13 protein-coding genes are annotated in these 17191 nt (G+C 64.8%); 7 read left to right on the forward strand and 6 right to left on the reverse strand.

What is annotated here, in order from left to right; genetic code table 11:
* Positions 1 to 37 precede the first annotated feature (37 nt).
* The 7 genes from dapA (at position 38) to BN3789_RS09365 (ending at position 7040) form a co-directional block, all read left to right on the forward strand.
* Positions 38 to 928: a 4-hydroxy-tetrahydrodipicolinate synthase gene (gene dapA, locus BN3789_RS09335; protein ID WP_066833477.1), complete on the forward strand. Its 891-nt coding sequence runs from the start codon at positions 38 to 40 to the stop codon at positions 926 to 928.
* The gene (dapB, locus tag BN3789_RS09340) at positions 921 to 1661 is read left to right on the forward strand and encodes a 4-hydroxy-tetrahydrodipicolinate reductase (RefSeq protein WP_229254308.1); all 741 of its coding nucleotides are present in this window, start codon (positions 921 to 923) and stop codon (positions 1659 to 1661) included. The genes dapA and dapB overlap by 8 nt, the downstream gene beginning before the upstream one ends.
* Positions 1662 to 1764: 103 nt before the next feature.
* On the forward strand, positions 1765 to 2466 hold the full coding sequence (gene dapD / locus BN3789_RS09345; protein WP_066833480.1) for a 2,3,4,5-tetrahydropyridine-2,6-dicarboxylate N-acetyltransferase: 702 nt from the start codon (positions 1765 to 1767) through the stop codon (positions 2464 to 2466).
* 400 nt (positions 2467 to 2866) lie between these two features.
* Positions 2867 to 3667 (forward strand): MBL fold metallo-hydrolase, encoded by an 801-nt coding sequence (locus BN3789_RS09350; protein WP_066833483.1) that lies wholly within the window; start codon positions 2867 to 2869, stop codon positions 3665 to 3667.
* 279 nt (positions 3668 to 3946) lie between these two features.
* Positions 3947 to 5446, forward strand: a complete 1500-nt coding sequence (locus tag BN3789_RS09355) for an NAD(P)/FAD-dependent oxidoreductase (RefSeq protein ID WP_066833487.1) — start codon at positions 3947 to 3949, stop codon at positions 5444 to 5446.
* Positions 5446 to 6684, forward strand: a complete 1239-nt coding sequence (locus tag BN3789_RS09360; protein ID WP_066833489.1) for an NAD(P)/FAD-dependent oxidoreductase — start codon at positions 5446 to 5448, stop codon at positions 6682 to 6684. Before BN3789_RS09355 ends, BN3789_RS09360 begins: the two co-directional genes overlap by 1 nt.
* Positions 6678 to 7040, forward strand: coding sequence for a DUF1667 domain-containing protein (locus BN3789_RS09365; protein ID WP_066833492.1), 363 nt, complete (start codon positions 6678 to 6680; stop codon positions 7038 to 7040). The genes BN3789_RS09360 and BN3789_RS09365 overlap by 7 nt, the downstream gene beginning before the upstream one ends.
* 237 nt (positions 7041 to 7277) lie before the next feature.
* Here the strand turns inward: BN3789_RS09365 and BN3789_RS09370 are convergent, their stop codons facing one another.
* The 6 genes from BN3789_RS09370 to BN3789_RS09395 form a co-directional block, all read right to left on the reverse strand.
* On the reverse strand, positions 7278 to 8282 hold the full coding sequence (locus BN3789_RS09370; RefSeq protein ID WP_066833495.1) for a nucleoid-associated protein: 1005 nt from the start codon (positions 8280 to 8282) through the stop codon (positions 7278 to 7280).
* Between the two features lie 98 nt (positions 8283 to 8380).
* Positions 8381 to 9724, reverse strand: coding sequence for an Mbeg1-like protein (locus BN3789_RS09375; protein WP_229254309.1), 1344 nt, complete (start codon positions 9722 to 9724; stop codon positions 8381 to 8383).
* Positions 9725 to 10237: 513 nt separating this feature from the next.
* Positions 10238 to 12010, reverse strand: a complete 1773-nt coding sequence (locus BN3789_RS09380) for a glycoside hydrolase family 13 protein (protein ID WP_066833498.1) — start codon at positions 12008 to 12010, stop codon at positions 10238 to 10240.
* Between the two features lie 361 nt (positions 12011 to 12371).
* A complete protein-coding gene (locus tag BN3789_RS09385; RefSeq protein WP_066833501.1) occupies positions 12372 to 13319 on the reverse strand; it encodes an L-lactate dehydrogenase in 948 nt (315 codons plus the stop codon).
* A 410-nt stretch (positions 13320 to 13729) separates the two neighbouring features.
* Positions 13730 to 14890: a pyridoxal phosphate-dependent aminotransferase gene (locus tag BN3789_RS09390; protein WP_066833503.1), complete on the reverse strand. Its 1161-nt coding sequence runs from the start codon at positions 14888 to 14890 to the stop codon at positions 13730 to 13732.
* Positions 14891 to 15048: 158 nt separating this feature from the next.
* Positions 15049 to 17085, reverse strand: a complete 2037-nt coding sequence (locus BN3789_RS09395; RefSeq protein ID WP_066833506.1) for an NAD(+) synthase — start codon at positions 17083 to 17085, stop codon at positions 15049 to 15051.
* Positions 17086 to 17191: the final 106 nt, after the last annotated feature.

Genomic DNA, 17191 nt, shown 5'->3' on the forward strand with positions numbered 1-17191 from the left:
GCCGACTCCGCACATCCACCATCTGAAGGGAGATACCATGGACATCAGGAATCTGCAGGGATCCATCGTCGCCCTGATCACCCCGTTCAACGCCGACGGCAGCGTCGACTACGCATCCCTCGAGAAGCTCATCGAGTTTCACATCGATGCAGGCACCGACGCCCTGCTGCCGCTCGGAACGACGGGTGAGAGCTCGACCATGACGCACGAGGAGGACAACGACGTCGTCCGCTTCGTCGTCGAGCATGCCGCGGGGCGCATCCCCGTCATCGCGGGCTCGGGCTCCAACTGCACCCAGACCATGCTCGAGAAGAGCCTCATGTACCAGCAGCTGGGCGCCGACGGCCTGCTGCTCATCACGCCCTACTACAACAAGAGCAACGAAGAGGGCATCTACCAGCACTTCAAGACGGTCGCCGACGCAGTCGACATCCCGTGCATCGTGTACAACGTCCCCGGGCGCACCGGATGCTCCATCAGCGTGCGCAACGTCGAGCGCCTTGCCGAGCACCCTAACATCATGGGCATCAAGGAGGCGAGCGGCTCCATCGCCTATGCGAGCGACATCGCGCACTGCCTGGGTCCCGACTTCAAGATGTACTCGGGTAACGACGACATGGTCGTGCCGCTCATGAGCCTCGGCGCCTCGGGAGTGATCTCGGTGTGGGCAAACGTCCAGCCCACGCTCGTCCACGACATGGTCCGCGCGTTCCTCACGGGAGACACTGCCCGCGCACGCAGCATCCAAGTTGAAGGCCTGCCGCTCGTGCATGCGCTGTTCAGCGAGGTCAACCCCATCCCCGTCAAGGAGGCATGCGCGCAGCTCGGCATGTGCGAGGCGAACTACCGCCTGCCGCTCGTCCCGATAGCCGACGCCAACCGCGCGCGGCTCGTGGAGGCCATGAAGGGAGCTGGTCTTCTTGCTTAGGATCGCCATCATGGGGGCCGGCCGCATGGGCGCGCTCATCCGCAGCACCGCCGAGTCCATGAGCGACGATACCGGCGCGTGGCTGTTTGACGTTGTCGCGCAGGTCGGCTTCGACCTCGATGCCGCCGATTCCGCCGCGCCGGCAGACGTCATGATCGACTTCTCCAACGTGGCCACGCTCCCCGCCGTCCTGTCCTACGTTCAGCGCACCGGCTGCGCGCTGGTCAGCGGAACGACAGGGTATACCACCGAACAGCTAGCCGAGCTCAAAGAGCTAGGTACACGCGTGCCGGTCGTTTGGTCGGGCAACTACTCAATCGGCGTCGCCGCGCTGCGCCATCTGTGCGCGCAGGCGACGCGCGAGTTGCCGGGCTTCGACGTCGAGATCGTCGAGTGCCACCACAACCAGAAGGCAGACGCGCCGTCCGGCACCGCGACCATGCTCCTGCAGGCCGTCGAGGAGGCCAAGGCGGATCCGGCCTATCACCCCGTCTACGGGCGACAGGGCATGTGCGGCGCGCGCGACCCGCATGAGATCGGCGTGCACGCGCTGCGCGGGGGCACGGTCGCCGGCGTCCACACCGTCAGCTTCTTTGGAACCGACGAGGAGGTCTCGCTCACGCACCGGGCCACAAGCAGGCAGATCTTCGTGAACGGGGCGCTTGCCGCCGCGACCAAACTCGTGCAGCGCGGCCCGGGGTTCTACACCTTCGACCAGATCATGTTCGGCTAGGAATACGTCAATCGGTTGCTTTCGCGCCGGACGTCGACGCGACAAGATGGCCGCGGGCGACGGCGCGGCGCATACCTGCCGCAAGGACAAGGAAGGAGCACGCATGAACGCGCAGGAAATCATCGACTTCATCGCGACGGCGGAGAAGAAGACGCCCGTCAAACTGTACATCCGCGAGCGCGAGGGCGCCGGCATCGACTGGGGCGCCGCGCATGCATACGGCAACGCCGACGGGCGCATCGTGTTCGGCGATTGGAAGGATCTTGCCCCCGTCCTCGAGGCCCATGCCGACGACATCGAGCACTTTGACATCGAGAGCGACTGCCGCAACTCCGCAGTCCCGCTGCTCGACCTCAAGAACGTCAACGCGCGCATCGAGCCGGGTGCCATCATCCGAGACCGCGTCGAAATCGGCGACAACGCCGTCATCATGATGGGCGCCATCATCAACATCGGCGCCGTCATCGGCGAGGGAACCATGATCGACATGGGCGCGGTGCTGGGAGGCCGCGCCACCGTGGGCAAGCGGTGCCACATCGGCGCCGGCACCGTGCTCGCAGGCGTCGTCGAGCCCGCAAGCGCAACGCCGGTCATCGTGGACGACGACGTCATGATCGGCGCGAACGCCGTCGTGCTCGAAGGGGTCCACGTGGGCAAAGGCGCCGTTGTCGCCGCGGGCGCCGTGTGCGTCGAGGACGTGCCCGCCGGCGCGGTGGTCGCGGGTGTCCCCGCGCGCCTCATCAAGATGCGGGATGCGCAGACGGACAGCAAGACGGGCCTCGAGGAGGGCCTGCGCAAGCTGTAGCGACTGGGCGCGACCGCACCCCAGTGGAGGCTCGCGAAGATAGGTCATTTGGGGACGGGTTCGTTCCAGCCCATCGGCGGCCCACGCGGCCGCCGATGGGCTGGAACGAACCCGTCCCCAAATGAGCCAACCTTCTAGCGGAGGTTCCGGAACCCAGAGGTTCTGAATAATCGAGCTTTTGAGCGGGTGGATTTCGAACCAGCTCAAAAGGGCGCCTTCGGAGCCACCGTTTCCGCAGGTAACGGCCGAGAGACAGATGCGCTTTTTCGAGCGTTCTGAAACGAGTCGCTCATAACCTCGATTTTTCAGCACTTCTGGGCTCTGGAACCTCCACGGGAGCTGCAAACGTTCGCTATAATCCCCTCTCGGAAAAAACGAACCGACCGTAGGAGGGGCATCCATGGAACTCACCCTGCTGGGAACGGGCAACGCGCTCGTCACCGAATGCTATAACACCTGCTTTGTCATCACGGACGGCACGAAGCGCTTCCTGGTCGACGGCGGAGGCGGCAACGGCGTGCTCGTCCAGCTCAAGCGCGCGGACATCGACTGGCACGACATCCACGAGATCTTCGTGACCCACAAGCACATCGACCATATCGTCGGCATCGTGTGGCTCATCCGCCTCATCTGCCAGAACATGGCGAAAGGCGCCTACGAGGGCGATGTCACCATCTACGGGCACGACGAGGTACTCATCATCGTTCGCAGCATCGCCGACATGCTTCTGCAGCCCAAGCAGACGCGCTTCATCGACGATCGCGTCCACCTCGTCACCGTCGAAGACGGCGAGACGCGCACGATCATCGGCCACGAGGTCACGTTCTTCGATATCCAATCGACCAAGGCCAAGCAGTTCGGCTTCACCATGGACATGGGCGACGGCCGCAAGCTCACCTGCTGCGGAGACGAGCCGTACAACGAATGCGAGCGCGCCTATGCGGAAGACAGCACCTGGCTGCTTCATGAGGCCTTCTGCCTGCACGGCCAGGCGGACATCTTCTCGCCCTATGAAAAGCACCACTCCACCGTCAAGGACGCCTGCGAGCTCGCCGAGGAGCTCGGTGCAGAAAACCTCGTGCTCTACCATACCGAGGACCGCAACATCGCGCGCCGCAAAGAACTCTACGCCGCCGAGGGGTCTGCGTACTATCGCGGAAATCTCTACATCCCCGACGATCTTGAGACGATTGCACTGTAGAACACCGCACGCTCCCCGATTGACCCACGCCGTTCACCGATAAGCCCGACGATCGCCTACGAGCAACCGTCGGGCTTTTTGCGTTTTTCCAGGCAGATTAACGCCCGGCTTCCCAGGCCTGCGCATGCGATCGGTCCGAATTCGGCAGCGATCGGTCCCCCTTGACCGTTTGGGGCGCTCAACAGCCCGCAAAACACTGTTTTGCGTACTAATCACATCTGGTAGTCGGCTTCGTACGATACACCCGACAGTGTCCGAAGCGAATCAGGAGGGATTCGTATGGAGCAATGGGATGTCATCGTCATCGGAGCCGGTGTCGTCGGCTCGGCGGTAGCCCGCGAGCTTGCACGCTACCAGCTGCGCGTCGCCGTCCTGGAAAAGGAGCTTGACGTCGCCTGCGGCAACAGCAGCCGCAACACCGGCATGCTGCACGCAGGCTTTACCTACAAGCCCGGAACGCTCAAGGCGGAATGCGCCGTCGAGGGCAACAAGGAGTTCGACCAGGTCGCCGCCGAGCTCGGCGTGCCGTTCAAGCGCACCGGCAAACTGGTTGTGGGATTCACCGACCACGACATGGAGAACATCCTCAAGTTCAAGGCCATCGGCGAGCAGAACGGCGTCGAGGGCATGCGCATCATCGACAAGGCCGAGATCGAGAGCATCGAGCCGCACGCGGGCGGCGAGTTCGCCATGTACGTGCCGTCCTCGGGCATCCTCGACCCGATGGCGTACACGATCGCCCTCGCCGACAACGCGGCCCAAAACGGCGTGAAGTTCTTCTTCGACCGCAAGGTCACCGCCATCGAGCGCTACATCGCCAACAACTGCTATCTGGTCTACACCTCGCAGCAGACGTTCCGCACCAAGTGGGTCATCAACTGCGCCGGCGCCTACGCCAGCCAGATCTCCGAGATGCTCGGCTATCCCAACTACCCCGTACGCGGCTTCAAGGGCGAGTACTTCGTGCTCGACAAGAAGGCCGGCCAGTTCCTCAAGATCCCCGTCTACCCCGCGCCCAACGACCGCGGCGGCTTCTCCACGCACGCCACCCCCACCGTCGACGGCAACATCCTGGTGGGTCCGGACTCCTATGTCACCGAGGACTGGGAGGACTACAAGTGCACCAAGGACCACCTCGACGGGCTCATCCGCGACGGCTCGAAGATGTTCAAGCAGATGCGCCGCGAGTACTTCATCCGCAACTTCGCCGGCATCCGCTGGAAGCGCGTCGATGAGGAGGGCAACGTCCTCGACTTCAAGCTCGAGAGCGACCAGCAGCACAACCCCAACACCGTGAACCTCGTGGGCATCGAGTCCCCCGGCGTCACCTGCGCGCTGCCGCTCGCCCGCCGTGCCGTCGCGCGCCTGGTCGAGGTCGAGAAGCCGAGCGTGAACGAGCACTTCAACCCGCATCGCCCGGCGCCCAAGCGCTTCTACGACATGACGCACGAGGAGCAGGCGGCCGCCATCGCCGAGGATCCCGAGTACGGCGAGATCGTCTGCCGCTGCGAGACCGTCACCCGCGCCGAGATCCGCCGCGCCATCAACAACCCGCTCGGCGTGCACACCGTCACGGGCATCAAGAACCGCACCCGCGCCACCATGGGGCGCTGCCAGGGCGGCTACTGCGAGACCCGCATCACCGAGATGATCGAGGAGGAGCTGGGCATCAAGCCGACCGACGTGCGCTACAACCATGCCGGCTCGTACATGTTCACCGGTCCTGTCAGGAGCGGCAAAACCGATGATTCCGCATCCGAAGGGAGCGTGAGCGCATAATGAAGCACGTAGACGCCATCATCGTCGGCGGCGGTCCCGCCGGTCTCGCCGCCGCAATTGAGCTGCGCCGCAAGGGCATCGACGACATCTTGATCCTCGAGCGTGAGAAGAAGCCCGGCGGCATCCTGCGCCAGTGCATCCACGACGGCTTCGGCCTCACCCGCTTCGGCGAGACCCTGTCCGGCCCCGAGTACGCGGCGCGCTTCGTCCGCGAGGCCGAGTCGCTCGAGATCCCCTGCCTCACCGACACCACGGTGCTCGAGATCACGCCCGACCGCCACGTCTTCGCCTCCTCCTCCGAGCACGGCATGATGGAGTTCGAGGCCGGCGCGATCATCCTCGCCATGGGTTGCCGCGAGCGCACGCGCGGCGCCATCAGCATCCCGGGCACGCGTCCTGCCGGCGTGTACACCGCGGGTGTGGCACAGGCGTACATTAACCTCAAGAACAAGATGGTCGGCCGCCGCGTCATCATCTTGGGCTCCGGCGACATCGGCATGATCATGGCGCGCCGCATGACGCTCGAGGGCGCCGAGGTGCTCGGCGTGTTCGAGGTCCAGCCCTACGCAAGCGGCCTTCCGCGCAACGTCGAGCAGTGCCTGAACGACTACAACATCCCGCTGTCGCTGTCCCACACCGTCACCGACATCCGCGGCACCGACCGCCTGGAGAGTGTGGTCATCTCCGAGGTCGACGACCATATGCAGCCGATTCCCGGCACCGAGAAGGAATACGAGTGCGACACGCTCGTCCTCTCGGTGGGCCTGATCCCCGAAAACGAGCTCACCTGGATGGCGGGCGCCGAGAAGGACCCCGGGACGAGCGGTCCCGCCGTCGACGAGAACTACCAGACAACCGTGCCGGGCATCTTCGCCGCCGGCAACGTCCTGCACGTGCACGACCTCGTGGACTTCGTGTCGCTTGAGGCCGAAGCGCTCGCCGACAGCGCCGCGCGCTTCATCACGCAGGGGTCGCTGCCCGAAAGCAAGCTCGCCGTGCGCGGAGGCGAGCTCGTGGGCGGACTCACGCCGTCGCGCATCAGCGGCGAGAGCGACGTCACCGTGTCGTTCCGCGTGCGCCGTCCGCTGCGCGACTGCACCGTCGAGATCCGCCAGGGCGAGACCGTCCTCAAGCGCCGCAAGATGGCAAAGGCCCTGCCCGCCGAGATGATTCAGATCAAGCTTGCCGCAGACAAGCTCAACACCACCGACGACCTGGAGGTGACGGTGTCATGCTAAGGGAATTCACCTGCATCATGTGCCCGCAGGGATGCGATATCTCCGTCGAGCTCGAGGGCAAGACGATCAAGGGCATCTCGGGCAACAAGTGCCCCAAGGGCGAGGCCTACGTCACCCAGGAGATCGAGAACCCCATGCGCAACATCGCGACGTCGGTGCTCGTCGACGGCGGCGACCTGCCGCTCGCGAGCGTGCGCCTGTCCGGCGTGATCCCTAAGGACCGTATCTTCGACGTCATGGCCGAGATCCGCAAGGTCGAGGTCCCCGCACCCGTTCACGAGGGCGATGTCGTGATCGCCGACGTGCTGGGACTCGGGGTCGACGTCATCGTGACGAAGGACGTCGAGGCGGCGTAATCGCACCGCTATAACAGCCCCCTGCGAACAGGCCCGCTGCACCTTGAAGAAGCGCAGCGGGCCTGTTGCTTGGCGTGTCTTGGGATGGAGCCGTTTTGCCCGCGCACAGAGGAACAGCCGCCTTTAGCGGAGACGGCTGTTCGGCGTGGGGCCATCCCACAATGACTCATTTTCGCAGGAGGGCTTAAAACCTTCTGCTCGCTACGAGTATACCCCATGGCGGCTTACCGCCCTGTCCTACCGGTTCTCGATGCTCCCGATGTTCTTGAGCTCGATGGAGATCAATCCGTTCGGCTCGTTCACGAACTGCACGTACTCGGTGTTGCGCAGCATCTCCGCGGGAAACGTGATCTCGATGCCCGTGTCGGTGCGGATCTTGTGGTTGCGCACCGCCGCGCGCTCCACGTTGGCGCGCTCGACCGGCACGCGCTCGGGCAGCTGCTCCTCGCGCATCTCGGCCTCGAAGCGCTCCTTCATAGCGGGTTCGTCCTCGAAGATCTCGTCGGCCAGATCCCACGGGGCGAGCTCCTCGTCCTCCTCGACCTTCTCGGCGACGACCTCTTTGGCGCGCGCCAGGGCCATGGCCGTGTTGGCGCCGTGCTCCTCGGCAACCTCCTCCACGATGCGCGTCACCGTGTCGATGATCTCCTTGCCCGACACCCCCGTCACGCACTGCAGCAGCCCGTCGGGGATGAGCATGGTGTCCTCGCCGGCGATCTTGCGCTTCTTATCCTGGTAGAACACCTCCATCGTGCTGGCGCGCACGATGCAGTAGCTCGTCACCTTCTGAGACGGGTTGGGCAGGATCGCGTAGTGGCGCGCGATATCGTTACGCACCTGGCCGCCCTCGCGATCGACCTCGTGCATGAACGCCATACGGCTGCTCATGAGCAGGATCGCGAACCAGCGCACCTCGTCATCGTCTTCGAAGTCCGCCACAAGCACGTCGGTCGACTCCGCCTTGTCTGCCTTGGCGAGCTCTCCTGCGACGAACTCGGCGATCTGCTCGGAGAAATCGATGAACTCGCGGTCGCCGAACAAGAACGCCTTGAGCTCGCCGGCAAACCCGCTGTTCTCGGCGAACGAGGCGCGCTTGTTGTCCGCGCTCGTGCGAGCGCGGCGCAGATGAGAGGTCACGAACGAGCGCACGGCGCGCGTGTCGAGGTCGAGTTCGCGCTGGCTCATGACGTTGACCGACGAATCGAAATCGAGAATATGCAGAATCGCATGGTTGATCTTCATGCCAACTCCTATCAGGGTTTGTGAGCCTCACGAGTATAGCGTGTCTTGCGGACAGCGCGAGTAGGCGATGAATCAAAACGGTCCCGTCGCGAAGCGACTTATTGCTCGTCGGATGCGCGCAGGGAGTCCACCAAACCGGATGCCACGTCAGACATGCGATCGATCGTCGCCACGCGGGCAAGCGCCTTGAACACGTCGGTTACGAAGGCGCGCTGCTCGGGTGCCAGGGAAGACACCGCCTCTTTCATGGCGGGCAGGCTCGTGCGCCAGTTCTCACGGATATCGGCGAAGCGCGTGGCCCCGGTCACGCTCAGCACCTGGAACAGCGTCGCGATGAACTCCCCGCGCTCCTCGGGGGTGAACCGGCGCATCCACGCGGCAAGCGTCGAGCCGAAGTAGCGCGAGCTCGCCGACAGGCCATCTGCCTGCTTGAATTCGCAGCTCTCGACCTCCCACAGAAACGGGTTGTGCTGCAGCACGGAGATCCCGCCGCTCTCGACGACGGTGAACTCATGGCGCTCGTCCATGATGAGGCCGATGATCGAGGATTTGGGCACGTTCTTCTCGACGCGATCACGGATGCGCGCATACCCTTCGCCCTCGAGAAACGAATCGTCGAAGCCGGGGCCGTCGTGGGAAAAGACGCGCACGATCCGCCGCTGGATATCTTCGGGAGCCGAGGCCGCGGCATAGGTCGCAAGGTTACCGCCCTTGGAATGGCCGCCGAGGTAGATGGGGCCGGTCAACTGCGGTGCCACGCGCTCAAGATACCGCTGCGCCTCGCACTGCGAGGGCACCGGGAGCTGCGAGGCCATGTTGAAGTCCTCGCGCCACCCGACCAGCGTGGAGTCCGTACCCCGAAACGCGAGGTAGGCGCTGCCGTCGGGCAGCATGAACGTCATGGCGGCGAACTGCTCGGAGGTCGCGCGCTCGGTCTTGTAGGCGAAATGGCACAGGTGTGTATCGCGAAAGCGCGGGCTCGCGCACACGGCGAACAGCAGCTCGCGGCTGGACTCGGGGTCCCAGCTCGTACCGAACATCGACGAGAAATCCTCAGCGCGCAACAGCTCGTGGAGTCCGATGCCCTCGGGCATGCGCGCGCAACGCAGTTGAGAGCTCAAGCGAAAGTACGACAGCCACGAGAACACGAGGCTGTCGAGGGCGTTCAGCGGCCGCCTGGAAAACGGGTCGCGAACAGACTGCGCGTAGGTCAAGAAGTTGTCCGCGCGCTTTGACGAGGGGGTGGGCTGAGCGCTTGTGTCGCCCTCGGCATGGCGCGGCGAAAGCGACGGCCTGCTCAGGGGGATCTTCTCAGCAAGCGTGCCGAGCACGCCGGAACCTGCCTTCTCATCCGTAGGCATCGCCGCGCCATCGGGCAGGCCTGCGCCCGTCGGCTTCGCAAGCGAGACGACGCGTCGCGCGTCTTTTCCGGCATGCATCATGCTCGACCCCTCACGTTAGCATCGCATAGGCAACAACAATGGTTCTGTCCAAGCGTACCAAAAGCACCGCCAGGAAGACTCTAGCCTTAAGAAGCGCAGATTACTGCCAGCTACGACCTGCCCCGCAGAGGCGTTTGGGGCAAAACGAGGCTGCCTGCGGTCCACAGCGGAGGTTCCAGCGCTGACTTTCACTGAAAAATCGACGTTTTGAGCGGGTGGTTTTCGAACCCGTCTGAGAGGGCATCTTCAGAGGTAACGTTTCCGCAGGTAACGACCGCACGACGAGTTCGCATTTCCGGGCGCTTGAAATCCACCCACTCAAAACGTTGAATTTTCAGCAACTCTGAGCTCCGGAACCTCCGCTGGACGTCCTCCCAAGGCAGGGACGCGGTGTCAGACCCATATGCACTTCCACAGGGTGCCGATCGGGGGCGTCGCGCAGCAGCGGCGGCCAGCCGCTCGCGCACCCGCTATGCAACCGCCCGGGTGCGCGATGCAGTGGCCAGCCGGTTCCTAACCAAGCACAATCCACACAGAAGCGTCTTGGCCCAGCGCACCCGTAAGCGGCTCGGACGATACGAGCACCTCGCCTTCGGGCAAGGCGAGCTCATGCGCACCAAAGTTGGTGATGCTCACGAGCGTCTTGCCACCGGCCGCGGGGCGGGCATAAGCGATCACCTCGCGCGCCTGCTCGGCAGAAATCCCCAACTCGCCTGCTCCCCACCAGGTCAGTGAGGTATCGCCCGTAGACGTGAGCAGCTCATGGCGCAGTGCGAGGATTCGGCGGTATAGGTTGAGCATCGAGCCGGGCTCGGCATCCAGGCGATCCACCGCGTGCTCAACGAACCACAACGGCTGCGGCAGGTGCGGGGCAGCCGTCTTGTCCGCGCGCGCCACACCCGTAGCCGGCGCGGAAAACCCGAAACTCGCCGTATCCCCGTCACCGAAGGAGCCGTCCCACGCAGCCGGCGCCGGCATGTCGGAAGCGACCCAGGGCAGCGGCACGCGGCAGCCATCGCGCCCCTTCAGCGCATCCCCGTGGCAGGTCCGGCGCGCCTGCGGATCCTCCAGACGATCCCACGGGATGTTCGCAACCTCGAACAGGCCCAGCTCCTCGCCCTGGTAGATGTAGGCTGAGCCCGGCAGCGCCATCTCCATGAGCAGCGCGGCGCGAGCGCGCTTGGTGCCTAGCGCGCGATCCTCGGTATAGGTCGCCCCGTCGCGCAGCAGCCAGTCGTTGACGAACTGATGGTGCACCTTTGCCTTCACCTGCGGCAAGCCGTAGCGCGTCGCATGGCGCGGCACGTCGTGATTGGAAAGCACCCACGTACTCGTGGAGCCCGAATCCTCCGCGCAAGCCAGGCCCTCCACAATAGCGCGACGGAAGTCGGCGGCGTACCAGTCCGCCTTGGCGAACTCGAAGTTGAACACCTGACCGAGCTCATCGGGCGAGGCGTAGAGGCGCTGGTGATCGGGTGTCACCCACGCCTCGGCGACGGCGAAGCGCGGCGGCTCGTATTCGTTGAAGATGCGGCGCCACAAGCGGTAGATCTCATGGACCTCGGGGCGGTCCCATAAGGGATTGTCCGCGTTGCCGCTCCCCTGCTTAGGCGCCTGGTCGAGCTCGTCGAGCGGACGGCTCGTCAGGTCCTTCGCTAGGGCGTGCGCCACATCCACGCGGAACCCGTCGACGCCGCGGTCGCACCAAAAGCGCAGCGTGCGCTCGAACTCCTCGCGCACGTCGGGATGCTGCCAGTTAAGATCGGGCTGCTCGGCGGCAAACAGATGCAGGTACCATTCGCCGTCCTCGACGCGCTCCCACGCCGAGCCGCCGAAACACGACATCCAGCCGTTCGGGGGAAGCTCACCGTGCTCCCCGCGGCCAGGCCGGAAGATGTAGCGTTCGCGCTCGGACGAGCCGGGGCCCGCGGCGAGCGCCGCCTGGAAGAAACGGTGCTTGTTTGAGGTGTGGTTGGGCACGATGTCCACGATCACGCGGATGTCGTGGGCATGCGCGGCGGCGATAAGCCCATCGAAATCGTCGAGCGTGCCCAGGCGCGGGTCGACCGCGCGGTAATCGATGACGTCGTACCCGCCGTCGGCGAGCTCGGAAGGATAGAACGGTGAGAGCCAGATGGCATCGATGCCGAGTTCGGCGAGGTAATCGATCCCGGCGGTCACCCCGCGGATATCGCCCAAGCCGTCGCCGTCGGCGTCGCGGAAACTGCGCGGATACACCTGGTACACGACAGCCTGCTTCCACCATTCGATTGCGTTGATCGCCATGGCTACCTCCCGCTCACATCGGTCGTCAGGGCCATTCTATCGTGCCATGCTTGTACGAACAAGCATGGCACGATAGCAAAATGCGACCGGTTTTTTTCGCGGGATATGACAGGGTGCGAGGGCGGTCGCCGGTCGGCGGGTTGGCAACCTGTTAGCGATCGGCGGGAAGCCTGCCGGCCAGGTGCCGGTACGCCGCCGGTCGGCTGTTGGTCGGCGTCAGGTCGACGTTCGGTCGGTTGACTGACGATTGGCCAGCTGTCGGTCGACTGTCTGTCGGCGTCAGTCCTGTCGGCTGCACAGTCGGCAGTCGGCGCCCATCGCCACACAAGCCGATGGGCGCCGACGCAGCCTGCGCATCCGGCTAACGCAGCTGCGCGCGGTCGATGACCTCGGACAGCGCCGCAGCGGAGCGGTGCAGCTCACCAAGCTCCTCATCGTCAAGGGAGATGGGCACGCGGCACTCGATGCCGCCGCGGCCGATGATCGTGGGCATAGAGATGGCGATGTCGGAAAGGCCGTACTCCCCCACCATGAGGCTCGAGACGGGCAGGATGCACTTCTCGTCACCCATAATCGCCCGGCACAGGCGCTGGACCGACATCGCGATGCCGTAATACGTCGCGTGCTTGCGCGCGATGATCTCGTAGGCGGCATGGCGGACCTCGTCGACGATACGCGCCTCGGTCGCCTCGTGGTCGAAGTGGCCGCGCATCTCGCAGAAGTCCTCGAGCGGTACGCCGGCAACGTCGGCGCTCGACCACACGGCAAGCTCGGAGTCGCCGTGCTCACCGATGATGTACGCCTCGACATCGCGCGGATCAACGCCCAGATGATCGCCGAGTGCCTCCTGCAGGCGGGCGGTGTCGAGCACAGTGCCCGAACCGATCACGCGGCTCTCGGGCAGGCCGGACATCTTGATGGCGGCATAGGTGAGCACGTCGACCGGGTTGGAGACGATAAGCAGGATGCCCTCGAATCCAACCTCCCGAATGCGCGGGATGATGCTGCGGTAGATGGCGACGTTCTTGTTCACCAGATCCAGACGCGTCTCGCCGAGTTTCTGCGCAGCGCCCGCCGTCACCACGATGATCGCCGCATCGGCGGCATCCTCGTAGTCGCCGGCGTAGATGCGCATGGGATGCGCGAACGGCGCCCCGTGGCTGATGTCGAGCGCCTCGCCCTCGGCGCGGGCGCGGTCCACGTCGATAAGGACCATCTCGGAAAACAGCCCGCTTTGCATGAGGGCGAACGCCGATGACGAGCCGACGAACCCGCATCCGACGACGGCGACTTTTCTATCGTTGACCATGGTAGTCCCCCTGATTCAATCGGAATTGGTATCGGTACCATGGTGTAAAATATATCCGCAACGTGCGAGCCTAAACGCGCCGCCGCTATTTCCTATCATTCTTATAACATTTACACATGAGAAGGGTTGGCTGGGTTGGTTGGGGACGTGTTCCCTCCAACCCATTGTGGGTCGGTTGGGGACGTGTTCCCTCCAACCCATTGGGACGCGCTCCTTCCAACCCATTGCGCGGTAGCGTCGGGGTTGAATGGGGCGTGTTTCTTCCAGCCCATGGTGCGACAGCGTCGAGATATCTGAAGGAACGCCGAGCAAGCGCAACGGGCTGGAGGGAACGCATCCCCAAATGAGTTGCGATGGGTTGGAAGGAGCGCGTCCCCAACCAACCCATCCCCAACCAACCCGTCTAGATGTTAGATGCCGGCGGCCTCGATCGCGGCGACGGCCGCCTGAAGGCCCTCGGGCGGAAGCACGAGCGCCATGCGCACGTAGCCCTCGCCCGAGGGGCCGAAGCTCGCGCCGGGCGTCACCACCACGCCCGCGCGGTCCATAAGTTCCTCGCAAAACGCCATGGAATCCGTGCGCCCGCCGGGCAGCTTGGCCCACACGAACATCGTGCCGTGCGCGTTGGGCCGCTCCCAGCCGATGCGCTCCAGGCCGTCGCACAGCGCATCGCGACGCTCCTGGTACTTGAGACGCTGCGCCTCGACCTGGTCGAGCGGACCGGTCAGCGCGGCGATGGCGGCCTTCTGGATGGGGTAGAACATGCCGAAGTCGATCTGGCTGCGCAGCTTGGCGAACGCCGAGACCACGTCGGAGCGGCCGACCAGAAAACCGATGCGTGCTCCGGTCACGTTGAAGGACTTCGAGAGCGAGAAGAACTCGACGCCCACCTCGAGCGCACCGGGATACTGCAGGAAGCTGCCGCCGCGCGGGCCATCGTACACGATATCGGAATATGCGTTGTCGTGCACGATCAGAAGGTCGTGCTCGCGCGCGAACGCGATGATCTCCTCGTACACCTCGGGCGTGCCCACGCTGCCCACCGGGTTGGCGGGAAGCGACACGATCATGTACTTGGCGCGGTCAGCGACCGCAGGATCGATATCGGCCACATGCGGCAGGAAGTCATGCTCGGCGCTCAGCGGGTAGTAGGCAAGCTCGCCGTCGGCAATCTTCACGCCCGCCTCGAACACCGGGTAGCAGGGGTCGGGCACCAGCGCCGTGTCCCCGGGATCGAGCAGGGCGAGCCCCAGATGGCCGACGCCCTCCTGCGTTCCGTTGCACGAGGCGACCATGTCGGGCGTGATGCCCTCGACGCCGAAGCGGCTCGCGTAGTAGTCACAGACCGCCTGCTTGAGCTCGGGCAGGTCGCGCAGGCTGTATTTCCACTGGACGGGATCGGCGGCGGCGTCGCGCAACGCCTCGACCACGTGGTCGTACGGCGCGAAATCGGGCGTGCCCACCGACAGGTTGTAGATCGTGCGGCCCTCCGCCTCGAGCTTGAGCCTGCGCTGGTTGAGCGCCGCGAACACCTCGTCGCCAAAACGGTCGAGCCTGCTGGAAAACTTCATAGATGGATATCCTCCCTCGCCCCGGACGGGGCGTCTGGTCGCAGAACACTGCACCCTAGTGTAGCGCGAAGGAGGGAGCCGGGGTGGAGTCGATTTCACAAGACCGGCCCCTGGCCGCCCCCATGCACAGGGGCGGCCAGGGGCCGGTCCGAACCTGCCTACGGTTGCAGGCGGTCGATCTCCTCGAGCCACAGGCGCGAGCTGGCATCGCTCGGCATGCGCCAATCGCCGCGCGGAGACAGGGTGACCGAGCCGACCTTCGGACCGTCAGGCAGGCAGCTGCGCTTGAACTGCTGCGCGAAGAAGCGCCGGTAGAACACGCGCAGCCAGCTCCACACGGTGTGCTCGTCGTAGGTCCCCGCAAAGGACCGGCAGGCCATCCGGTAGATCTTGCCCGGCGTGAACCCAAAGCGCAGCAGGTGGTACAAGAAGAAATCGTGCAGCTCGTAGGGACCGACGAGGTCCTCGGTCCTCTGCGCGATCTCGCCGTCTCCCGTGGGCGGCAAAAGCTCGGGGGACACCGGGGTGTCCAGGATGTCGAGCAGGGTGTCGGCAATCTCGCCGCCGAAGACGTCGGCCGCGTAGCGCACCAGGTGGCGCACGAGCGTCTTGGGCACGCTCGCGTTCACGGCGTACATGCTCATGTGGTCGCCGTTGTAGGTGGCCCAGCCCAGCGCGAGCTCGGAAAGGTCGCCGGTGCCGATGACGAAGCCGCCGAGCTCGTTGGAAAGATCCATGAGGATCTGCGTGCGCTCGCGCGCCTGGCTGTTCTCATAGGTGACGTCGGTGACGGCCGGATCGTGGCCGATGTCGGCGAAATGCTGCTTGACGGCGTCGTGGATCGAGATCTCGCGGAAGTCCGCGCCGAGGCCGCGGGCGAGCGTCTCGGCGTTGCTCTTGGTGCGCACGGTCGTACCGAACCCGGGCATGGAGGCGGCGGTGATGCCGGAGCGCGGAAGCCCGAGCGCGTCGAAGGCGCGCACGGTCACGAGCAGGGCCAGGGTGGAGTCCAGGCCGCCCGAGAGCCCGATGACGGCGCGCTTGGTGCCCGTGTGCGCCAAGCGCGTCTTGAGGCCAGCGGCCTGGAGATTGAAGATCGTCTCACAGCGCTCGGCAAGGTCACCATGATCCGCCGGCACGAACGGGGTCTGCGGGAAGACGCGGTCGATGTCGAGCGCCGAGCGCATGAGCTGCGGCGCCGATGACCGCTCGCACATCTCGCCTGTCTCCGATCTTCCCGTGTACGAGAACAGCACCTCGTTGCACGGACGCATGCTGAACGGACGCTTTGCCCAGGTGGTCGAGCGGCGGCGCTCCGCCATCAGGCGGTCCAGATCGACATCGGCCACGGCCATGTCGCACGTGAACATATCGGTACGCGCGAGCAGGCTGCCGTTTTCCGCAATCAGGTTCTCGCCCACGAAGACCAGATCGGTCGTCGACTCCCCCTCGCCCGCATCGGCGTACGCATAGGCGCAGTACAAACGGGCCGACTGGCCGCACACCAGCTCGCGGCGGTACTCGGCCTTGCCGATGGTCTCGTCAGACGCGGAGGGGTTCAATATGATCGTCGCGCCACCATCCACCGCCATGTCTATCGAGGGGGGCGCAGGTACCCACAGGTCCTCGCACACCTCGACGCCGATTGTCACGGAATCCAACCCCGCATCGAGGCACCGGTACACGAGCCTGTGACCCATGCGGACCTGGCTTTGACCGGCAAAGGCGACGCATCCCGTGTTGACCGGCGCCGGCGTGAACCAGCGCCGCTCGTAGAACTCGCCGTAGTTGGGGATGTTCTGCTTGATGGTCAGGCCCAGCAACCTGCCGGCGCAGCACACCGCAGCGCAGTTGTAGATGGCCTCGCCGTTCGCGACGGGCAGGCCGACCGTGAAGAGAACGGGCAGGTCGCGCGTCTGGTCGAGCAACCACGCGAGCGCGCTCTCGCAGGCGTGCAACAGCGTGCGGTCCAAAAACAGGTCTGCGCACGTGTATCCGCTCAAACACAGCTCAGGCAGCACGAGGGCCCCTGCGCCCTGGTCGGCAGCGGCCTTCACGCTCGCAAGAATCGCCTGCGCGTTGCCCTCGACATCACCCACGCGGATATGCGGGGTCGCCGACGCAATGCGGAAAAACCCATCGCCCAATCCCGTGCCCGCGGCGGACCCGAGGCCGACTAGATACAGCTCATCCATCTCTTCTCCTTCAACGGAAGCCCCATTGCCCCTTATTGTAGCGGCATGCGGCAGGCGGCATACGATGGCTCTTTCGCGACTGGGATGTTCGCGCTGTTTGCGAAAG

This window comes from Collinsella ihumii, assembly GCF_900046475.1.
Classification (GTDB): domain Bacteria; phylum Actinomycetota; class Coriobacteriia; order Coriobacteriales; family Coriobacteriaceae; genus Collinsella; species Collinsella ihumii.